A 19,819-nucleotide genomic window follows, 5' to 3' on the forward strand; every position below is an offset into this window, starting at 1 on the left:
TATCGAGTAACTGCAAATCGGTTCAACGCGGGCAAGGAAGAGGCAGGACTTATGTCTATCTTTCAAGGCTTCCGGGTTCAGCGTTGGACCATTTCGGTTGAGTCTCCTCGGGACGCTCGGTTGGCCTCCCTCCATAACCGACGTGGCGCCGGACCGGCGGGAGCACAGTCTCCCGGCGGTCCTATGGCCGCGCGCTGAACGCGCCATGATCCCATTCGAAGGACCACCAGCCTCATGAAACACAGTGTTCCTGTCGCTCAGGCCCCCGTAGCAGCTTCGGAAGCGGTGATCCGCGGCGAACGCATCGCTCTAGTCCACGACTGGCTACCGGTGGTCGCCGGGGGCGAGCGGGTGCTCCAGCAGATGGCGCGGTGCACGCCGGGAAGCGATATCTACACCCTGTTCAACTTCCTGCCGGAGGAGGTCACGCGGGATGTCTTCGGCGCGGATCACAAGATCCATACGTCCGGGTTGAACGATCTGCCGCTGGTCGAGCAGTATTACCGCTTCCTTCTTCTGCAATCGACACGCGCCATCGAAGGCTTCGACTTGTCCGAACACGATGTGGTGCTCAGTTCCTCGGCCGCGCTGGCCAAGGGGGTGATTACCGGGCCGGGGCAGTTGCATGTCAGTTACGTGCACAGTCCCGCCCGTTACGCCTGGGACCTGACTCACGAATACATCGCCACGGTCGGCGGGAAACTGGGCGGCCTGAAGCGCGCGGTCGCGCGCGAGATGATGCACCGCTTCCGCCTCTGGGACATGCGCACGGCGCAGAGCGTCGATCACTACCTCGCGAACTCGCAGTTCATCGCCCGGCGCATCTGGAAGATCTACCGCCGCGAGGCGCAAGTGATCTATCCGCCGGTCAATACCGGCAACTTCGTGCCCGGCACCGCCGCGCGCGGCGATCACTTCGTCACCGCCTCGCGTCTCGTGCCTTACAAGCGGGTGGAAATGATCGTCGAGGCCTTCAATCGCCGTCCCGACCTTCGCCTGCGGGTGATCGGCGACGGGCCGGACATGAAGAAGGTCGGCCAGATCGCGGGGCCGAATATCGAGATTCTGGGGCACATTCCGTTCGAGCAACTGATCGCGGAATTCCAGACCGCGCGGGCCTTCGTCTTCGCAGCGCTGGAAGATTTCGGCATCGTTCCGGTCGAGGCACAGGCCTGCGGAACGCCGGTGATCTGTCTTGGCAAGGGCGGTACGGCGGAGACCGTGCGGCCACTCGGCGGCAGCGCGGCAACCGGCGTCTGGTTCGAGGAGCAGACGCCCGAGAGCCTCGTTGCGGCGATCGACCGCTTCGTGGAAGGCGAGAGCGATATTCGGTCCGAGGATTGCATCGCCAATGCCGCCAGCTTCGGTGAGGAACGGTTCCGCCAGCAGTATTCGGACTGTGTGAATAGTCTTATTAGCTGATGTACTTTACTTCCCTATGTGGGGCTTGAAGCGGATCGATCGATGCAATCGGTTTTATCGGTTGCACAATTCGGACCTCTCCTCTGCGGCATGGACGGAAGAGTTTGAAAGTACGACGAGAGGGGGCAGATCGAAGATCAATGCCCCCGCGCGGATTTGCCCTTCATTGTGCAGCGCGGTATAGTCCAGGCCAGACGAATGACCTGTATAGCGCAGTTCCAGGAGGACTCATGAAGCAGAGAAACGTGCCGGTTTCGGCGATCGCCGTCAGCGCTCCTTTTGCTCCGGTCGCCGGTCGTTAGGCCTCCTGTACGACAGTCTTTCTTTATCGAATACTGGAACAGGTCTGAATTAGTCCTGCCATGGCGGGCAGGGTTTCTGTCCGTATGAACGGATAGGCCGAGAAGTTTCCGATACCTGCCGAGCGAAACGATCGAGGGCAGGGGTCTTGCATCCCGAACTGCAATCAAAAGGAAAAAGCTCTGTCTGGGTCGTTAGCTGAGAAACGCGGTGCCATCGTGCCGAAAATCCGACCGGGCAACCCTGCGGTGCAGGCCGGATTCCTGGTGCTGGTCGCGCTGCTGTTCGGCGGCGGCGGTTCGGCGATGGGCCTTGCCAATCTCGTGGTGCAGCTGGCGGGATTTGCCGTGCTGGCCTGCAACGGCCCGGCCGTCTTCGCCTTCTTCCGCACCGCGCCCCGCGCGCTGGTCGTTCTGGTTACGGCGACGTTGCTGCTGCCGCTCTTGCAGGTGGTTCCCTTGCCGCCGGCGATCTGGCAGGCGCTGCCCGGCCGCGAGTTTGCGGTGCAATCGCTTGAACTGACCGGCGGCAGCCAGGTCTGGAAGCCCTTCTCGCTGGACCCCAACCGCACCGCGATCGCCTTCTTTGCCCTCGTTCCGGCACTGGCCATCCTCGTGACGGCCTGGCAGCTTTCGCGTGAGGACAAGCGCGGGCTGCTCATCCTCGTCGTGGCTTGTGGATTGGCAGTCGTCCTGTTGGGGGCACAGCAGCTGGCGACCGGCAACCGCCATCTCGTTTTCTATGCGCAGACTTACGGTTCGGCTGACCTTCAGGGTACGTTCGCCAACCGCAATACCGGCGGGCTGATGCTCAATGTCGCGCTGGTGACGCTGGTGGCGGTGTTCCCCTTGCGGCAGATCCGCGCGATCTGGACCCTTGGCGGCGCGGCCACGGTACTATTGCTGGTCGTCGGCGTGGTGCTCACCCGTTCGCGTTCGAGCATGGCGCTGCTGCTGGTGCCCGCCGCGCTCGCGCTGTGGCGCTGGCTGCGCTGGCGCCGTCCGGCGCTCAACCGGCGCACGGTACTGCTGGCAGGCGCTCTGGTGCTGGTGCTGGCAGGCGGTGCCAGTCTGCTTGCGAGCAACCAGCGGGTGCAGAGCGCCTTCGGCCGCTTCGATACGGTGGAGGACGAGCAGCGTCCGCTGATCTGGAAGGATACTGTGGTCGCCGCCGGGCGCTATTGGCCGGTCGGCAGCGGTATCGGCTCGTTCGACGACGTGTTCCAGCCGGACGAAGCGCTCGAAAACCTCAGCTATGGCCGTGCCCAGCGCGCGCATGACGATTTCCTGGAGGCGACGCTGGAGACCGGCGTGGTCGGCATCGCGCTGGTGCTGGGCTGGGCGGTCGTGCTCGGGCGCTTCGGCTTGCAGGCGCTGCGCCGCGGCAGCACCGGGCTGGCGGCGGCCGGAACGTTCGCTCTGGTCGCGCTCCAGTCGATCACCGATTACCCCCTGCGCAGCCAGACCATGCTCTGCCTTTTCGCGCTCATGCTGTCGCTGTTGGCCGATGCGGGCCGGGAGGAACCCGAAGCCCGCCGCACGCCGCGCAGCGAAGCACGGCGACAGGGACAGAAGGACGGCAGCCGTCCTTCCGCCCATCTTTAGGGATTCCCTGAACTTATGAACGAACTTCGGGTCAATCACCGCTCGCGTGGAAACAACAGGATGGCGGGACATATCTTGAACGATGCTTTTCTCGATCGGGTCGAACTGGAACGCCCCACCCAGGGCGATCCCTATGGTGAGGAGTCCGGCCCGGACCTGACGGCGCTGCTCAAGACCATCATGGGCATGGTGCGCCGTAATCTGGCGCTGATCGCGGCCATTGTCGCGGCGACGCTGGTGCTCGGCGTGATCGCCACCCTGCTGATCGCCCCGCGCTACAGCGCGCAGGTGCGCGTCATGATCGAAGACCAGACGGACCAGATCATCGAGGGCAGCGAACTTCAGAAAGCCACCAATGTCCAGGACGCCGAGCGCTTCCTGCAGACCCAGCTCGGCATCATCCAGAGCCGCTCGCTGGCGGAAAGCGTGGTGGAGAGCGGCCGTCTCGACCGCGATCCGGCCTTCTACGAAGCGATGGGCAAGGACATGCCGACGCAGGAGGACGTGCTCAAGTCCGGCGGCACCAAGAAGCTCGACCAGATCCGCAAGGAAGCCGCGATCGAGGCGCTGCTGGGCAATCTCACCGTGGCGCTGCCGCCGGACAGCCGCATCGCCAGCATCAGCATGAGCAGCCGCAGCGCGGTCTATTCCGCCAAGCTGGCCCAGCTTTACGGCGAGCGCTACATCGAGCGGAACCTCAACCAGAAGTACGACAGTTCTTCCTACGCCCGCCGCTTCCTGGCCGACCAGCTCGACGAGGCGCGCGCCAAGGTCACCCAGTCCGAGCGCGATCTCAACCAGTACGCCAGCGCCGCCGGGCTGATCCGGGTGACCAGCCAGGGGCAGGACGGCAACCAGGAATCTGTTCTCTCCGTCACCAACAACAGCCTCGTCCAGCTTAACGACGCGGCGTCCAAGGCGACCGCAGACCGGATTGCGACGCAGGATCGCTGGCTGACCCTGGCCAAGGCCGCACCGCTCGCCATTCCAGAGGTCAACGCGAATCCTGCGGTGTCGAACCTGCTGGCCGAGAAGGCCAAGGTCGAGGCCAGCCTTGCGGAAGAGCGCACCCGCCACCTCGACGACTTCGCCACGGTCAAGTCGAAGCAGGCCGAGATCGCCGAATACGACAGCCGGATCGCCGCCATCTCGGATTCGATCAAGAAGTCCGCCTATCTCGAATACCAGGCGGCGATGGAGCGCGAGAAGTCGTTCACCGGGCAAGTGAACTCGCTGCGCGGCGAGGCGCTGAAGGAGCAGGATCGCGGCGTCCAGCTGGCGGTGCTCAAGCGCATCGCCGATACCAACAAGACGCTCTACGACACGCTGCTTTCGCGCTTCAACCAGCTCAATGCGACGGCGGGCGCCTCGTCGAACAACCTGACCCTGGTGGACCGCGCGGAAGTGCCGGCCAAGCCCTATTCGCCGCGCCTGCTGGTCAATATCGTCGCTTCGCTGGTGCTGGGCCTGATCCTTGCCGCCGGGGCCGTGCTGCTGCGCGAGATCTTCGACGACGCGATCCGCTCGCCCGAGGATGTCGAGCGCAAGCTGGGCATGCCGCTGCTGGGCCTGATCCCGCTGGAGAAGGGCGGCGACGTGTCGAACCAGTTCGACGACCGCCGCTCGCGCGTCAGCGAGGCTTATCGCTCGCTCGTCACCAACTTGCGCTACTCGACCGCCAGCGGGCTGCCGGAAGTGCTGATGGTCACAAGTTCGCGCCAGTCCGAAGGCAAGTCGACCACCGCCCGCGCCGTCGCCCACGACATCGCCGTGCTCGGCAAGCGGGTGCTGCTGGTGGACGCGGACTTGCGGCGGCCGACGCTGCACAACTTCCTGAGCGACCGTCAGGCGACCGGGCTGACCGACGTGTTGACCGGTGAAAAGACTTTCGATGCCGCGCTCCAGCCAGCCGAAGTCGCGACGCTCAGCTACATGTCGGCGCTGCCTGCACCGCCCGATCCGGCGCTGATCCTCTCGGGCGAAGGCGTGGGCCACTTCATCGAGGAGGCGCGCCGCAAGTTCGACGTGGTGGTGATCGATGCGCCGCCGCTGCTGGGTCTTTCGGACGCGGCGCTGCTGGCCAACCATGCCGACGGGGTGCTGTTCATGGTCGATGCCTCCAACTTCCATCGCGGCGCGGTGAAGTCGGCGCTGCGCCGTCTGGCTCTCATCAAGGCTAACATGCTGGGTGTCGTGCTCAACCGCTTCGCACCGAAGGTCGGCAGCGAGGACTACGATTACTACGCGGCCAATTATTACAGCTACGGCGAAAAGGACTGAGCCGGGATGACCTCGCTCTTCGGCCGCTTGGCATGGTTCGCGATTCTGGTTCTGGCCGCCTTGCTGGCGATCGGCGTCGAACTGGACCGCGAAGGACGCCGCAATCCGAGCGCCGCCATGCTGGTTCCCCCGCCGCTCCGCTCGTCCTCGCTGCAACCGTTCGCTCAGGCAGCTTACGGCGGCAAGCATGTCGATCAGGGCCTGGCGTTTGCCAAGGCGATGGTGCGCCGTCGTCCGGTGCCTGCCGAGGGCCTGGGGCTGCTCGCCTATGGCCAGCTTCAGAAGGGCGACAAGGACGCGGCGCTGCGATCGCTGATCCTGTCCGGCGACCGGGGCTGGCGCGACCGCTTTACGCAGGAGATGCTGGTGATGCTGGCGCTCCAGGCGGGCAAGTGGGATGTCGCGGCGCAGCGCACCGTCGCGCTCTGGCGGATCGGTATCAGCGACGACCGGCTCCGGGCGATGACCGCCGAACTGCTCTCACGCCCCCAAGGCGCTGATGCCTTCGCGGCGCAAGTGGGCCGCGAGAAGTACTGGGCCAATGCCTTCCTGCCCTGGTCCGGCCTGGCGATCGGGCCTGATGCGTTGCGGAAAGTGGCCGACTCCATGGCCCGCAAGGGCGCGCGGGTGGACTGCGCGGCGCTGTCGCCGCGGACGCTGGCTCTGGTCCGCATGGGACGCGCCGAGGCCGCCTCGATCCTGTGGCGGGACCTCTGCGCGAACGGCCGCTTCACCGAGCCGACCGCCTTGGCCTTCCGCGAAGACCTCGGCGACGACGCGCCGATCGGCCCGTTCGACTGGCAATATCCCGAGGAGCCGGGTCTGGAGCGGACCTTCACCCAGGCCAAGAGCGGCATCGTGCTGCACTATCGCAACCGCGAACCGCTGCGCAGCGTTGTCGCCAAGCGCAACGCGCTGTTGAAGCCGGGCAACTATGCGGCGCATCTCGACGGCGCGGCGCGGGCCGAGGCGGGCTTCCGGCCCATCGTGTTCCAGATCATCTGTTATGCGAAGGACGGCAGCGGGCGGCGGCTGGGCGACGGGGAAATGAACGCGGGCGCCACCGCCTTCTTCATTCCGGACACGCTCTGCGAAAGCCAGGAACTGATCTTCCTCTCCGGCCGGGGCGAAGGCGAGATCGGCAACCTGCAGATCGTGCCGCGTTAAGCGGGGATCTCCGATGGGCCGCTCCGGCGGGAACGCGAGAGATTTCGGCTAAGGCCCTGCCCGAATGGCTGACTTGCCGAGCGTGCGGGGGACAGGGATACCTTCCCTCCGTTCATCTCCTCGTTCGGAAGGACTGGAAGCGCCATGAAGATTGCGATGGTAGGCTCGGGCTATGTCGGCCTCGTTTCGGGTGCCTGTTTCGCCGATTTCGGCCATGAAGTCGTCTGCATCGACAAGGACGAGAGCAAGATCCGGCGCCTGCTCCACGGCATGATGCCCATCTACGAGCCCGGACTGGCCGAACTGGTGGAATCCAACGTCGCGGCGAAGCGTCTGTCCTTCACCACCGACCTTGCCGAGGGTATTGCCGGGGCGCAGGCGATCTTCATCGCCGTGGGCACCCCTTCGCGGCGCGGGGACGGCCATGCGGATCTGTCCTACGTCTACGCGGTGGCGCAGGAACTGGGCGAGCATCTGTCGGGCGACGCGGTGGTCGTCACCAAGTCGACCGTGCCGGTCGGCACCGGCGACGAGGTGGAGCGGATCATCCGCGCCTGCAATCCGGCGCACCGGGTCTCGGTCGTCTCCAACCCGGAATTCCTGCGCGAGGGCGCGGCGATCGGCGACTTCAAGCGGCCCGACCGCATCGTCATCGGCGCCGAGGACGATTTCGGCCGCGAGGTCATGCGTGAGGTCTACCGCCCGCTGTTCCTCAACGAATCGCCGATCCTTTTTGTCAGCCGCCGCTCCTCGGAACTGACCAAGTACGCAGCCAACGCCTTCCTCGCGGTGAAGATCACCTTCATCAACGAGATGGCCGATCTCTGCGAGAAAGTCGGCGGCAATGTGCAGGACGTGGCGCGCGGGATCGGCCTCGACAACCGTATCGGCTCGAAATTCCTCCATGCCGGGCCGGGCTATGGCGGCTCCTGCTTCCCCAAGGACACTTTGGCCCTGCTCAAGACGGCGGAGGACTATGACAGCCCGGTCCGCATCGTCGAGGCGGTGGTCAAGGTCAACGATGCTCGCAAGCGCGCCATGGGGCGCAAGGTCGTCGATGCGCTCGGCGGCGCCGAGGAGGCGCGCGGCAAGCGGGTCGCCATGCTGGGGCTGACCTTCAAGCCCAATACCGACGACATGCGCGATTCGCCCGCGATTGCAATCGCCCAGACCCTGGCCGATGCCGGGGTGAAAGTTGCCGCCTACGACCCCGAGGGCATGGAGCAGGCCAAGCCACTGATGCCCGAGGTGGAGATGAAGCCGGATACCTATGCCGCGATCGAGGGTGCCGATGCCGTCGTCCTCGTGACCGAGTGGGATGCTTTCCGTGCGCTCGATCTCGCCCGCATCAAGGCCATCGCCAAGGCGCCGGTGCTCATCGATCTGCGCAACGTCTACAAGCCCGAACATCTGCGCGAGGCCGGTTTCACCTACCTGTCGGTAGGGCGCGGCACGTCGGCGAAGGAAAGGGTGCGCGGGGCAGGGCCGGTTCTGGCCTGAAACGCTATCGTCGGGAATGTGGATTGGAAGGCCCGCCCATCGGCGGGCCTTCCTGTATCATGCGAGGGAAAAATGCTGGACGATCTGGCTGTCCAGCGGTTCGGCAAAGCGAACGGCGAGCCTGCGTGCGCCCTTGCGGATTGCGGTCGCGGCAAAGGGGCCGACGGCGCCGATCCACAAGGTCAGGTCGCCTTCGATCGCCGTAGCGGGTGCATCGGTTTCCACCGCGCAGCCGAGGCTGGCGAGGTCGGAAATGCGGACCGAGGTCGATCCGCCAGCACTCACGCATTCGCCATAGAGGGTCGTGCTCATAATCTTTCAAAAGCCTGTTCTTGGCAGGCCCGGTTTTCCGGGCACTGCCTGGTCATCCTGCGGCCCGCGGCTTTGCCGCGTGACCTTGCGGAGTGTTACTTCCGCATTTCCCTTCTTAGCGACGTTAGAGGTCAGATTGGTGGCAGGCGAGTGACATTTTGCGAATAACGGACGTTTTCATGGGGGTTTTCCTGATGAACGCGCTCTCTTTCGAGGTAACGTGAGAGAGGCCCGCAGGGAATCCGGACAAATACTGTCCGGACTGCGAATCAGGCAGCTTCGTTATGCTTTGTTGCGCCCGCCTTGTTGGATGCCTTCCCCTCAAGCGCCGTCACGAAGTCTTCGCGCCAGCGCTGTACGTCGTTTTCCCTCACCGAGGCGAGCAGTCTGGCGTGGCGCTTTCGGCGTTCCGCCAGCGGCATGTCGAGCGCCTTGCGGATGGTTTCGGCAACGTGCTCGATCGAGTGCGGATTGACCTGGAGCGCGTCCTTGAGCTGGTGCGCGGCGCCGGCGAACTGCGAGAGAATCAGCACGCCCGGATTTTCCGGATCCTGCGCCGCAACATATTCCTTGGCGACGAGGTTCATCCCGTCGCGCAGCGGGGTGATGAGGCCGATGTCCGCCGCGCGATAGAAGCCTGCGAGTTGCGCGCGCGGATAGCCGCGGTTGACGTAGCGGATCGGCACGAAGGCGACATCGGCATGGGCGCCGTTGATATGGCCGGTCTTGCGTTCGAGATCCTCGCGAATCTGTTGGTAGCTGGCGACGTCCCCGCGAGAGGGCGGGGCGATCTGGAGCAACACGGCCTTGCCCGAATCCTCGGGATTGTCGGCCAGGAAGCGACCGAAGGCCTCGAAGCGTTCGCCGAGGCCCTTCGAATAGTCGAGCCGGTCCACCCCGATCAGGATCTTGCGGCCGCGAACGCTGGACTTCAGGCGGTCGTGCGCTTCCTTGGCTTCGGCGCCCTGCGCGGCTTCGGTGAACTCCGCGAAGTCGATGCCGATCGGGAAGGCGCGGGCGATCACATTGCGGCCCTTGTATTCGATCGAATTGTCGAGACCCACCTTCAGGCCCATTTCCTTCTGCACATAGTGCAGGAAGCTCTCCAGCCACTCGGTGTTCTGGAAACCGATCACGTCGTATTCCAGCATCGAGGCGACGAGCCGCTCGTGGAACGGCAGCGATACCAGCAGGCGAGTCGGCGGCCAGGGGGTGTGGAGGAACAGGCCCATGCGGTTCTTCACGCCCTTTTCGCGGAGCTGCGAGCCGAGCGGGAGCAGGTGGTAGTCGTGCACCCAGACGAGGTCCTCGGGCTCGATCAGCGGCAGCACCGAATCGGCGAAGCGCGCATTGACCCGCTCGTAGCCCTCGCCGAAATTGCGATCGTATTCGGTCAGGTCGATGCGGTAGTGGAACAGCGGCCAGAGCGTGCGGTTGGCGTAGCCGTTGTAGTATTCCTCGATGTCCTGTGGTTCGAGATCGATCGTCGCCGTGGTGATCCCGTCGTTGCGCTGCATGTCGAGGTGGCCGGTGAACTCCTCGGTTTCCTGACCCGACCAGCCGAACCAGATGCCGCCATGCTCGCGCAGCGCGGAGTTGAGCGCCACTGCAAGCCCTCCTTGAGCCCCGGCGGCCCCGGCCGCCTTGGGAACCGAGACCCGGTTCGAGACGACGATCAATCTACCCATTTCAAATCCCCTGTGGCGTGTCCTGAAGAGATGATGGCGGACACGCTTTGCGGGACCGGCTCAGCGCCAGTCCCGCCAAGACCGGGACAGCTGCCCGGCACAATTGATGATACCTACTAGCGAATAGGTCTGCGGAAAGTTCCCCCACAGCTCGCCGGTTTCGAAATCCATGTCCTCGGACAGCAGCCCGGACTGGGTTCTGTGTTCGAGCATGGCTTCGAACAGGCGGCGTGCTTCCTCGTCCTGGCCGCTGCGGTGGAGCGCTTCGATCAGCCAGAAGGTGCAGATGTTGAAGGCGGTTTCGGGCAGGCCGAAATCGTCCTCGCTGTCGTAGCGCAGCATGTGTTCGCCGCGCCGCAGCGCCTTCTGCACCGCCTGGAGCGTGGCGCGGAAGCGCGGATCGTCGGCCTCGACGTAGCGAAGCTCCACCATCTGGAGCAGGCTGGCGTCGAGCTGCGAACCACCGAAGCTGGCGGCATAGTGGCCGCCCGCGCCGCTGTCGTCGAATTCCGGCGCTTCCACTTCGTGCCAGGCCTGGGCGTCGATGTTCTTGCGCACCGTCCCGGCCCGCTCCCGCCAGACGGCGGCACGTTCGTCGAGGCCGAGAAACTCGGCGGCATTGGCCAGGCGGTCGCAGGCGGCCCAGCTCATCACGCTGGAATAGGTATGGACCGCCGTGCGCGTGCGCAGTTCCCAGAGGCCTGCGTCGGGCTGGTCGTGGGTCTTCCACGCCATCTCGCCGACCTGCTCCAGGCTGGCGAAGTCCTCCTTGGTGGCGATTCGCAGCAGGCGCCGGTCGGAGAAGGCCTGGATCGCGGGCAGGACGATCTGGCCGTAGCAGTCGTTCTGGACCTGATAATAGGCGGCATTGCCGATACGCACCGGCCCCATGCCGCGATAGCCGGCAAGGTCCGGGGCCTCCCACTCGATGATCTCGCGCGCGCCGCTGACCGCGTAGAGCGGCTGGATTGCACCGCCCTCGGCATCGTCGACGATGTTGCGCAAGTAGGCGAGGTACTTTTCCAGCACATCGAGCGCGCCGAGGTGATTGAGCGCCTGCACCGTGTAATAGGCGTCGCGGATCCAGCAGTAGCGATAGTCCCAGTTGCGCTGGCTGCCCGGCGCCTCGGGGATCGAGGTGGTGAGGGCGGCGACGATCGCGCCGGTCTCCTCGTGCTGGCAGAGCTTGAGCGTGATCGCCGCGCGGATCACCGCGTCCTGCCAGTCGAGCGGGGTGGCGAGGCCGCGCACCCACAGCCGCCAGTAGTCGCCGGTGTGGCGCAGCATCGATTCCAGCTCGTGCTCGATATCGCCGGTGAAGGGTTCGTCCGGGCCGAGGAAGAAGTGCTGGGCGCTTTCCAGCCGGTAATAGCGCTCGTCCAGCACGTAGCCGACCGGGGCATTGGTGGTGAGGCGCAGGGTATTGCGCTCGACGAGGTAGCGGATGTGGTTGGAACCGCGCGTGGTCGGGGCAAGCTGGGCGCCGTAGCCGCTCATCGGTGTCAGCACCGTGCGGATGCGCGGCGAGCCTGCCACCGGCCGGACGATGCGGGCATAGGCGACCGGACGGTAGGTGCGGCTGGCGCGTTCGAAACGGGGGCAGAAGTCGATCACTTCCACCGCGCCGCCCTTGTCGTCTTCCAGCCGGGTCACGAGGATCGGGGTATTTCGCGAATAGCGCTGGGTGACCGAGGTCTGGTTTTCCAGTTCGAAGCGCCAGGTTCCGGCATCCTGTCCTTCGGGGCCGCGCAGCAGGGCGCAGAACGTGGGGTCGCCGTCGACGCGGGGCACGCAGCCCCAGACGAGGGCGCCGCTGGTGTCGATCAGGCCGGAGACCTGACAATTGCCGATGGGCCAGAGTTCGAGCGCGCTCATGCGGGGCTGTTCTCCTTGTGTGAATTCGTGTCTGCAATCGCCGCGAGCCAGGCGTGGACCTCGGCGACGCTGCCGAGCCGCCATGCGGCGTGGGTTTGGCGCAAGGGGCCGACGAGTATGCCGGCTCCGCCGAGCGCGGAGACGGCGGCGAAGGCGTCCTCGTCGGTCACGTCGTCGCCCACGAACAGCGGCGTCGCGCCTGCGAAAGACGGCGCCTCCATGAAACGGCGGACCGCGCTGCCCTTGTCGGAGCCGGGCATGGCCAGTTCGATCACCTGCTTGCCGTGCTTGAGCTTCAGCGCGAATACGGCTGCGGTTTCCTCGGCGCAGGCGAGCAGGGCGGGGAGCGCCTCTGGATGACGGCGATAGTGCACGGCGATGCTGAACGGCTTGGGTTCGACCAGCAGCCCGCCATGGGCCTTGGCGAAAGCGGAAAGGCGGGCGGTGACGTCTTCGGGTAGCGGCTGCGCCAGCGCCTCGACCGTGCGGCTTCCCGCCGGGCGGAACTCGCCGCCGTGGGAGCCGGCCACCGCCACGTCGAGCGGGCCGAGCAGGGCTTCGAGCGCGTCCAGCGAACGGCCCGTCACCACCGCGAAACGGCCGTCGAGGCGCTCGGAAAGGCGGGCGATCAGGGCGGGCAGGTCGGGCGGTACGGTGACGCCGTCCGGATGGTCGGCGATTTCGACGAGCGTGCCGTCGAAATCCAGGAACAGCGCGACAGGCTCGGCCGCCGGGGCAGAGAGGAACGGAGGAGGCGGCAGATCGCGGGGAAATGCTGCATGTTCCGCCAGCGAGGGGGTTTCGCGTGGATCGGTCATTGCGGTCAGTCTTGCACCTTCGCAGGAGGATGGCCACCCCTGTCACGGCGAAACGCGCGCCGGGCGGGCCGGATACCGCAGTGCAACGAACGGTCCCGCGCCCGGTTCCCCCGCCCCCCTTCTAGCGCCCGTGGCGCTGACGTTTCCGGGTGAGGGGAAATATCCCCGTTTCCGAGGCAACGCATTGCAGTCCATGGAATTTTCGGCACGTTTCGCGGAAATTGTCATCATGCTGGCGCAGGAACACGATTTCCTTCCAGCGCCGATGATGGCAGGGCCCCTCCACACGCAAATGCGAAAAGGCAGGAAATGAAGCAGATCGTAGCGTTCGACCTCGACGGAACCCTGGCGCTGAGCAAGCAGCCGCTGACCGAAGAGATGGCGCAGCTCATGGCCGACCTGCTGGACGTGGCGCAAGTCGCCGTGATTTCCGGCGGCGACTGGCCGCAGTTCGACAAGCAGGTGGCCAGCCGCCTGCCCGCCCGTGCCGACCGTTCGCGGCTCTGGCTGATGCCCACCAGCGGCGCGAAGCTCTATGTGCACAAGAGCGACGTCTGGACCCCGGTCTATGCCGAGCTGTTCACCGACGAGCAGAAGCGCGAGATTCTGGAGGCCTTCGATGCCTCGCTGGCGGCCACCGGCTTCACTCCGGAAGAGACCTGGGGCGAGCGGATCGAGGATCGCGGCAGCCAGATCACCTTCTCCGCGCTCGGCCAGCAGGCACCGCTCGAAGCCAAGGAAGTCTGGGACCCGGACTTCGCCAAGCGCAAGGTGATCCAGGCCGATCTCGTGAAGCGCCTTCCCGGCGTTTCGGTGAACCTCGGCGGCGCGACCTCGGTGGACGTCACCCAGCCCGGCGTCGACAAGGCCTGGGGCCTGAAGCGCCTGGCCGAGCGCAGCGGCGTGGCCGAGGCGGACATGCTGTTCATCGGCGACGCCATCTTCCCCGGCGGCAACGACTATCCGGCCAAGGCCATGGGTCTCGACACGATCTGCGTGCGCGATCCCGCCGATACCGCGAACGTCATCGCGGCCATCGTCGCCTGCCAGAAGGCGGGCTGATTACCGGGACGCGGCACGGATGCCCGCGTTCTATCTCACGCTCATCGCGGTCCTGCTCGCCGGTTTCGGCGCGCGGGACCAGATGACGATCGCCGGTCTCTCCGCTCGACAAGGGCAAAGGCCTGGCGTCCTGCTGGTCGCGCTGCTGAGTGCGGGGCTGACTGCGGCTCTCGCGGCCTGGGTGGCGGGAATCATGCTGGTCCAGCTGCCGCCGCCTGCGCGCGCGATCTTCGCCGCTATCGCGCTGGGGCTGGCGGGCCTCGAATCGCTGATCCTCGTGCCGCACCGCCGTCCGGCCGAGCCGACCAATTCGCTCGGGGCGCTGCTGCTGGTGCTGTTGACGAGCCAGATCACCGACGCGCCGCGCTTCCTCATTTTCGGCATGGGCGTCGGCATGGCTGCCCCTATCGCTTCTGGTGCAGCGGGGGGCTTGGGCGCCGCCGTTCTGGCCGCCATGGCCTGGGCCTTCCCGCAGATTCTCGACAATCCCGCAGCGCGGTGGGTGCGGCAGATCGTCGGGCTTCTGCTCGTCGTGGCGGCGCTGGTTCTGTTCCTGCGGGAATTTTCGATACTCTGATCGGAAATTGATCGCGAACCGGGGGTTCATTTCCGCGTTCACCCTTCTACATAAGTCAACAGACAGACACACCAGCCAGTAACCAGGGGAACCATCGTCATGACTTCCAAGGACAATTCCAAGGCCGCTCTGATCGACAGCCTGAACGGGCTGCTCGCGGACACGTTCGCGCTCTACATCAAGACCAAGAACTTCCACTGGCACGTTCGCGGCCCGCAGTTCCACGATCTGCACCTGCTGTTCGATGCCCAGGCTACCGAAGTGTTCGGCCTGACCGACCTGATCGCCGAGCGCGTCCGTAAGCTGGGCGGCACCACCTTGACCTCGATCGGCGCGATTGCCGCCAAGACCTCGATCAAGGACGAGGACAACACCGGTCTCGACGCGCAGGCCATGGTCAAGGAGTTGTTCAAGGACAACACCGCCTATGTCGCCGCGCTCAAGGCGACCAAGGAACTGGCAGGCGAAGCGGGCGACAATGCCACCGACGGCATCATCGACGACTGGACCGACCAGGCCGAGCAGCGCGCCTGGTTCCTGCGCGAGATCATCGCCTGACGGTTTGAAGGCACTTTTCACCGGAACGGAGGCGCTGTCCCTTTGCGGGTTTCGTTTCGGTACAGGAGGGCGTCGCTTCCACGCGGAGGCGGCGCCGTTCCTTTTTTTTGGCAGCTGTTCGCTGACGCTTCCTCTCGCGCAATCGGCAAAACCGGCCTAAGTATCGGCCATGCCGAAACTCGAATTGATCGAAGGCGCCGACGACGGCGCGATTGCCGCCTGGTTCGCCGAGCGCCTCAAGGCGGCGCTGGCGACCAGCCCCGAAGACATCGCCGTGACCGTGCCGGGCGGCTCCACGCCGTTCCCGATCTTCGATCGGCTGGCGGCGATGGACCTGCCCTGGCACCGCATCGCGGTCTGGCCGGGCGACGACCGGATCGTCGACGAGGACCATCCGGCCAGCAATGTCGGCAAGATCCGCGCCCGGCTGGAACCCGTGGGCGCACGGATCGTGCCGCTGACCGAGGATGCCCAGCCGCCGCACTTCGCGATCGCCTGGCTCGGCATGGGCGGGGACGGGCACATTGCCTCGCTGTTCCCCAACACCGATCCGCAAGTGGACGACCCTCATGCGGTTCGCCGCCTGACCCCCGATCCGCTGCCGCCCGAGGCGCCGTTCGACCGCCTCAGCCTGACCATTCCGGCGCTGACCGACAGCGACGAGATCCTGTTCGTGATCCGCGGCGCCGACAAGCGCGCGGTGTTCGATGCCGCCGTGAAGGGCGAGCACGACCTGCCGATCGCCCGTCTGTTGCGCACGGCCCGGCACAAGGTGACGTGCTTCTGCTGAGCGCCCTGGTGAAAAGGGGGCTGCACATGCTGCCCCCGCCGCTGCATCGCAGGCTCTATCGGCTGGCCCATTGGGCGCGCAAACAGGTCTGGCGCCTGTGGCGACCCAGCCTCGACGGCGTAAGGGTGCTCGCCATCGATGCGGAAGGGCGCGTGCTGCTGGTGCGGCATTCCTACGGTTCGGACAAGTGGATGCCGCCCGGTGGCGGCCTCAACCGCGCGGAGGAGCCGGTTTCGGCAGCCCGCCGCGAACTGCTGGAGGAAACCGGCTGCCGGCTCGCCGATGCGCGCTTGCTGACGATCGCCACCGAAGATCTCGTCGGGGCGAGCAACCATGTCCATGTCGTTGCGGGACGGACCGACGACCGGCCGCGCGTCGACGGCCGCGAGATCGTCGAGGCGCGGTTCTTCGCGCTCGACGATCTGCCGGAACGGATGGCGGCCCGGCTTCCGGCCGAACTGCGGCAATGGTTGGCCGACTATGAGGGATGAGGGGCCGCGCCTTGAGACCGACCGCTTGTTGCTCCGCCCGCCGTCTGCGGCGGATTTCGAGCCGATGCGGCAGATGTTCTGCGATCCGCAGGTCGTCGCCCATATCGGCGCCCATCCGCTGCCGCGCGCCGATGCCTGGGGCCGTTTCCAGCGCGACGTCGGGCACTGGATGCTGGAGGGTTTCGGCCAATTCACGGTGCTGGAGAAAGCGTCCGGCCGCTATGTCGGCAAGCTCGGCCATGCCCGTTTCCTGCGCGATCTCGGGCCGAAGGCACAGGCCGAGATCGAGATGACCTGGACGCTGGCCTCCGGTTTTCACGGACAGGGCTATGGTTCGGAAGCGGGCCGCGCTGCGCTGGACTGGTTCGATGCGCGCGGGACCCGGCGCACCGCCTGCATCGTCGCCGAGGCGAACCTGCCCTCGCTGCGGCTTGCCGGAAAGCTCGGCTATCGGGAAGTGGACCGCCTTACGGGTGACGGCGGCGCAAGAGTCGTGCTGGTGCGCGAGGCCTGAACGGCCCGCAGGGGCATTCCTTGCGCCAAAGCGCGCTCCGAAGCGCGAAAAGGCTGGCCAGTGCCGCTCAAGTGCTGCATGCGCCGGGGCATGACCTCCGACAAAGCGAATCCCGCGCCGTTTCCGATGCGGGGGGTCGAGTTCGTCGTCCTCATGGCCGCGCTTCAGGCTCTTCAGGCGCTCTCGATCGATATCATGTTGCCCGCCCTTGGCGAGATCAGCCGCGACCTGTCGGTCAGCGATCCCAACCAGCGTCAGCTGATCGTCGGGGTGTTCCTGATCTGCACCGGGCTCGGTTCGCTGTTTCCCGGCGCCATCGCCGACCGTTACGGACGGCGGCCGGTGCTGCTCTTCGCGATCGCCGCCTATGTCCTGAGCGCCCTGGCCTGCGCGCTGGTGACGAGCTTCCCGATGATGCTGGCAGCCCGCGCCGTGGCCGGGCTTTGCACTTCGGCGCTGATGGTCATGCCGATGACGGTCATCCGCGACCGTTTCGAGGGCGACAAGATGGCCAGCACCCAGTCGCTGGTTTCGATGACCTTCATGGTCGTGCCGATGATCGCACCGATGGTCGGCCAGGGGGTGATGCTGGTGGCGGGCTGGCGCTGGATCTTCGGGCTTATCGCGGTGCTGGGCACCTGCGTCTGCGTCTGGACCGCCATGCGCCTGCCGGAGACGCTGCATCCCGACTACCGCCAGGAAATCCGCCCCAAGGTCATCGCCGCCAACATGGCGCTCACTCTGCGCACGCGCGAGGCAGTGGGCTACCTGTTCGGCGTGGCTTTCGTGCAGGGCGCGATGTTCGGCTATATCAACAGCGCCCAGCAGCTCGTGGGCGAGCACTTCGGCGCGGGCTTCTTCTTCCCGATGGTGTTCGGCGGCATGGCGCTGGTCATGGCTTCGACCAACTTCGTCAATGCGCGGATCGTCCAGCGCTTCGGCGCCCGGCGCGTCTCGCAAACGGCGCTGTTCGGCTATATCGCCAGTTCGGTGCTGCACTTCGTGCTCGCCCTGAACGGTGAGACGATCTGGGTCTTCATCCCGCTGATGACGTTCTCGATGTGCATGATGAGCTTCATCGGCTCGAACTTCCAGTCGATCGCGATCCAGCCCTTCGCCCGCACGGCGGGGGCGGCGGCATCGATCATGTCGTTCGTGCGCATGGTGATGGGATCGGTGCTTGGCGCGATGATCGGGCAGGCCTACGATGGCACTCCGCGCCCGATCCTGGCCTCCATGGTGATCGCGGGACTGACCGCGCTGATCTTCGTGCTCTACTCGGAGCGCGGCATTCTGTTCCGGCGCCTCAATTACCCTCCGGGCTATTACGCGCCCGGCAAGCGGCCCTGAATAGAAAACGGGGGGCCGCGAAGCCCCCCTTTGTCTGCTAGACTGCCCGGCCGCCCCGGAAGAGCTGGACGAGGCCGACGACGATCGCGATCACCAGCAGGACGTGGATCAGCGCGCTCGACACGTGGAACACGACGAAGCCGAGAAGCCAGAGCACCAGCAGCACGGCGGCAATGGTGAAGAGCATGATGGTTCTCCCTTATTGTTACGAAGTGTGAAACGCCTCGTAACGCCGGAGGCTCCCATCCGTTCGCCGTAGTTTTCATATCTTTCGCGGCAGGATCGCTGCCCCACGGTTCGTCTCAGCAGGAGAGCGGGCGGTAGATCGATGCGACCGGCTCGGTTGCCGCCTACCGCGAGCCGCGGCATTCTCGGCGCGCGACCGCGAATCGCCCTTGGGCGCATCTCGACGCGAGTTCCTCGGGTCCACCGCATGCCGCGTTGCTGAGCCGCACAACAGGTCTGCAACGCGATCCTTTCCCGTAGGTCGGGAGCATCCGCCGTACGGTCAGGCCTGCGCCAGCGCGCGTAATTCCCGTCGCGACAGCGCCGGACGCGGCGCTTCGTCTCCCGCTTCGCCCGCCGCACGGGCTTCTTCCAGTGCCGACCAGACATGGGCCAGTTTCTCGCCGCGGGTCGTGCCGACGCGGTGGTCCCAGGCATGGGCGCCGAGCCGTTCGACCTCGCGGGCGATGCCGCCGTAGATATTGGCCGCCGAAAGCACCGCCCAGCGCTGGCGGAAGGCCAGCCGCGTCGCGCCGATACGGGCCGAGGCCTCGTAGTCCCGCGCCAGGGCGCAGGCGCGGGCGACCATAGGCACCAGGGCGTGGCGATAGTGCGGCTTGGTGACTTCGCCGGGCGGAATGTCCGCTTCCACCAGCCATTCGACCGGCAGGTAGCAGCGGCCGTTCGCGTCGTCCTCCCAGACGTCGCGCACGATATTGGCGATCTGGAAGGCGATGCCGAGGTCGCAGGCGCGGTCGAGGGTGTCGTCGTCGTCGGGCGCGACGCCCATGACCGCCGCCATCATCACTCCCACCGCTCCGGCGACATGGTAGCAGTAGCGCAGCATGTCCGCCTCGGAGCGCGGGCGCCAGTCGGTTGCATCGAGCGCGAAGCCGGCGAGTACGTCCTCTATCATCTGCGCCGTCAGCGGGACTTCGCGCATCAATTGACCCAGCGCGTCGAAAGCGGGGGTGCCGGTGCTCTCGCCCGCCATGGCCAGTTCGGTCAGCGTGCGGATCGTTGCCAGCCGGTCCTCGGGCGAGAGGCGGGTGCCGAGCCGGACCGGGCCGATGGCGTGGCCGTGATCCTGCTCGTCGGCAATGTCGTCGCAGGCTCGGCACCAGGCGTAGAGCAGCCAGACCCGTTCGCGCGTCTCGCGGTCGAACAGGCGGCTGGCCGCCGCGAAGCTCTTCGATCCCTTGCGGATGGACCGGTGCGCCTCCCTGACGAGATGCGCACGGTCCAGCGATCCGGGACGGAGGGCGGTGCCGCGCTGGGCTGCTTCG

The 19,819-nt window shown here is 66.0% G+C and carries 18 protein-coding genes; 12 read left to right on the forward strand and 6 right to left on the reverse strand.

All coding sequences use genetic code 11. From position 1 onward, the window contains the following. Positions 1-234 precede the first annotated feature (234 nt). From V7066_RS03655 to V7066_RS03675, 5 genes are all read left to right on the forward strand, one after another. On the forward strand, positions 235-1,422 hold the full coding sequence (locus V7066_RS03655; protein WP_334181879.1) for a glycosyltransferase: 1,188 nt from the start codon (positions 235-237) through the stop codon (positions 1,420-1,422). A gap of 518 nt (positions 1,423-1,940) precedes the next feature. Then, positions 1,941-3,326 (forward strand): O-antigen ligase family protein, encoded by a 1,386-nt coding sequence (locus V7066_RS03660; protein WP_334181880.1) that lies wholly within the window; start codon positions 1,941-1,943, stop codon positions 3,324-3,326. A 75-nt stretch (positions 3,327-3,401) separates the two neighbouring features. After that, positions 3,402-5,606: a GumC family protein gene (locus tag V7066_RS03665; protein WP_334181881.1), complete on the forward strand. Its 2,205-nt coding sequence runs from the start codon at positions 3,402-3,404 to the stop codon at positions 5,604-5,606. Positions 5,607-5,612: 6 nt separating this feature from the next. Then, positions 5,613-6,773, forward strand: a complete 1,161-nt coding sequence (locus V7066_RS03670; RefSeq protein ID WP_334181882.1) for a hypothetical protein — start codon at positions 5,613-5,615, stop codon at positions 6,771-6,773. 144 nt (positions 6,774-6,917) lie between these two features. Continuing rightward, a complete protein-coding gene (locus tag V7066_RS03675) occupies positions 6,918-8,273 on the forward strand; it encodes a UDP-glucose dehydrogenase family protein (RefSeq protein ID WP_334181883.1) in 1,356 nt (451 codons plus the stop codon). A 57-nt stretch (positions 8,274-8,330) separates the two neighbouring features. Here the strand turns inward: V7066_RS03675 and V7066_RS03680 are convergent, their stop codons facing one another. The 4 genes from V7066_RS03680 to otsB form a co-directional block, all read right to left on the reverse strand. Further along, positions 8,331-8,585, reverse strand: a complete 255-nt coding sequence (locus tag V7066_RS03680; protein WP_334181884.1) for a hypothetical protein — start codon at positions 8,583-8,585, stop codon at positions 8,331-8,333. A 269-nt stretch (positions 8,586-8,854) separates the two neighbouring features. Beyond that, on the reverse strand, positions 8,855-10,273 hold the full coding sequence (otsA, locus tag V7066_RS03685; protein WP_334181885.1) for an alpha,alpha-trehalose-phosphate synthase (UDP-forming): 1,419 nt from the start codon (positions 10,271-10,273) through the stop codon (positions 8,855-8,857). Positions 10,274-10,333: 60 nt separating this feature from the next. Next, the gene (locus tag V7066_RS03690; RefSeq protein ID WP_334181886.1) at positions 10,334-12,148 is read right to left on the reverse strand and encodes a glycoside hydrolase family 15 protein; all 1,815 of its coding nucleotides are present in this window, start codon (positions 12,146-12,148) and stop codon (positions 10,334-10,336) included. After that, positions 12,145-12,966 carry a trehalose-phosphatase gene (otsB, locus tag V7066_RS03695; RefSeq protein ID WP_334181887.1) on the reverse strand — a complete coding sequence of 274 codons (822 nt, stop codon included), beginning with the start codon at positions 12,964-12,966 and terminating at the stop codon, positions 12,145-12,147. Before otsB ends, V7066_RS03690 begins: the two co-directional genes overlap by 4 nt. A gap of 309 nt (positions 12,967-13,275) precedes the next feature. Here otsB and V7066_RS03700 point away from each other — a divergent pair, with 309 nt between their 5' ends. The 7 genes from V7066_RS03700 to V7066_RS03730 all read left to right on the forward strand — a co-directional run bounded on the left by V7066_RS03700 (position 13,276) and on the right by V7066_RS03730 (position 18,308). After that, on the forward strand, positions 13,276-14,028 hold the full coding sequence (locus V7066_RS03700) for an HAD-IIB family hydrolase (RefSeq protein WP_334181888.1): 753 nt from the start codon (positions 13,276-13,278) through the stop codon (positions 14,026-14,028). 19 nt (positions 14,029-14,047) lie between these two features. After that, on the forward strand, positions 14,048-14,605 hold the full coding sequence (locus V7066_RS03705) for a hypothetical protein (RefSeq protein ID WP_334181889.1): 558 nt from the start codon (positions 14,048-14,050) through the stop codon (positions 14,603-14,605). A 99-nt stretch (positions 14,606-14,704) separates the two neighbouring features. Continuing rightward, a complete protein-coding gene (locus tag V7066_RS03710; protein WP_334181890.1) occupies positions 14,705-15,163 on the forward strand; it encodes a Dps family protein in 459 nt (152 codons plus the stop codon). 169 nt (positions 15,164-15,332) lie between these two features. Then, entirely contained in the window at positions 15,333-15,953 is a 621-nt protein-coding gene (locus V7066_RS03715) for a 6-phosphogluconolactonase (RefSeq protein ID WP_334181891.1), read from the forward strand. A gap of 26 nt (positions 15,954-15,979) precedes the next feature. After that, positions 15,980-16,444, forward strand: coding sequence for an NUDIX domain-containing protein (locus V7066_RS03720; RefSeq protein ID WP_334181892.1), 465 nt, complete (start codon positions 15,980-15,982; stop codon positions 16,442-16,444). Beyond that, positions 16,434-16,958, forward strand: coding sequence for a GNAT family N-acetyltransferase (locus V7066_RS03725; RefSeq protein WP_334181893.1), 525 nt, complete (start codon positions 16,434-16,436; stop codon positions 16,956-16,958). Before V7066_RS03720 ends, V7066_RS03725 begins: the two co-directional genes overlap by 11 nt. A 90-nt stretch (positions 16,959-17,048) precedes the next feature. Beyond that, positions 17,049-18,308 carry a multidrug effflux MFS transporter gene (locus tag V7066_RS03730; protein ID WP_334181894.1) on the forward strand — a complete coding sequence of 420 codons (1,260 nt, stop codon included), beginning with the start codon at positions 17,049-17,051 and terminating at the stop codon, positions 18,306-18,308. Positions 18,309-18,345: 37 nt separating this feature from the next. On the opposite strand, the gene V7066_RS03735 is transcribed toward V7066_RS03730, so the two are convergent. Beyond that, entirely contained in the window at positions 18,346-18,495 is a 150-nt protein-coding gene (locus V7066_RS03735) for a lmo0937 family membrane protein (protein WP_021232111.1), read from the reverse strand. Positions 18,496-18,816: 321 nt separating this feature from the next. Beyond that, positions 18,817-19,779 carry a phytoene/squalene synthase family protein gene (locus tag V7066_RS03740; RefSeq protein WP_334181970.1) on the reverse strand — a complete coding sequence of 321 codons (963 nt, stop codon included), beginning with the start codon at positions 19,777-19,779 and terminating at the stop codon, positions 18,817-18,819. Positions 19,780-19,819: the final 40 nt, after the last annotated feature.

Origin of the sequence: Novosphingobium sp., from assembly GCF_036820275.1 — a bacterium.
GTDB lineage: Bacteria > Pseudomonadota > Alphaproteobacteria > Sphingomonadales > Sphingomonadaceae > Novosphingobium.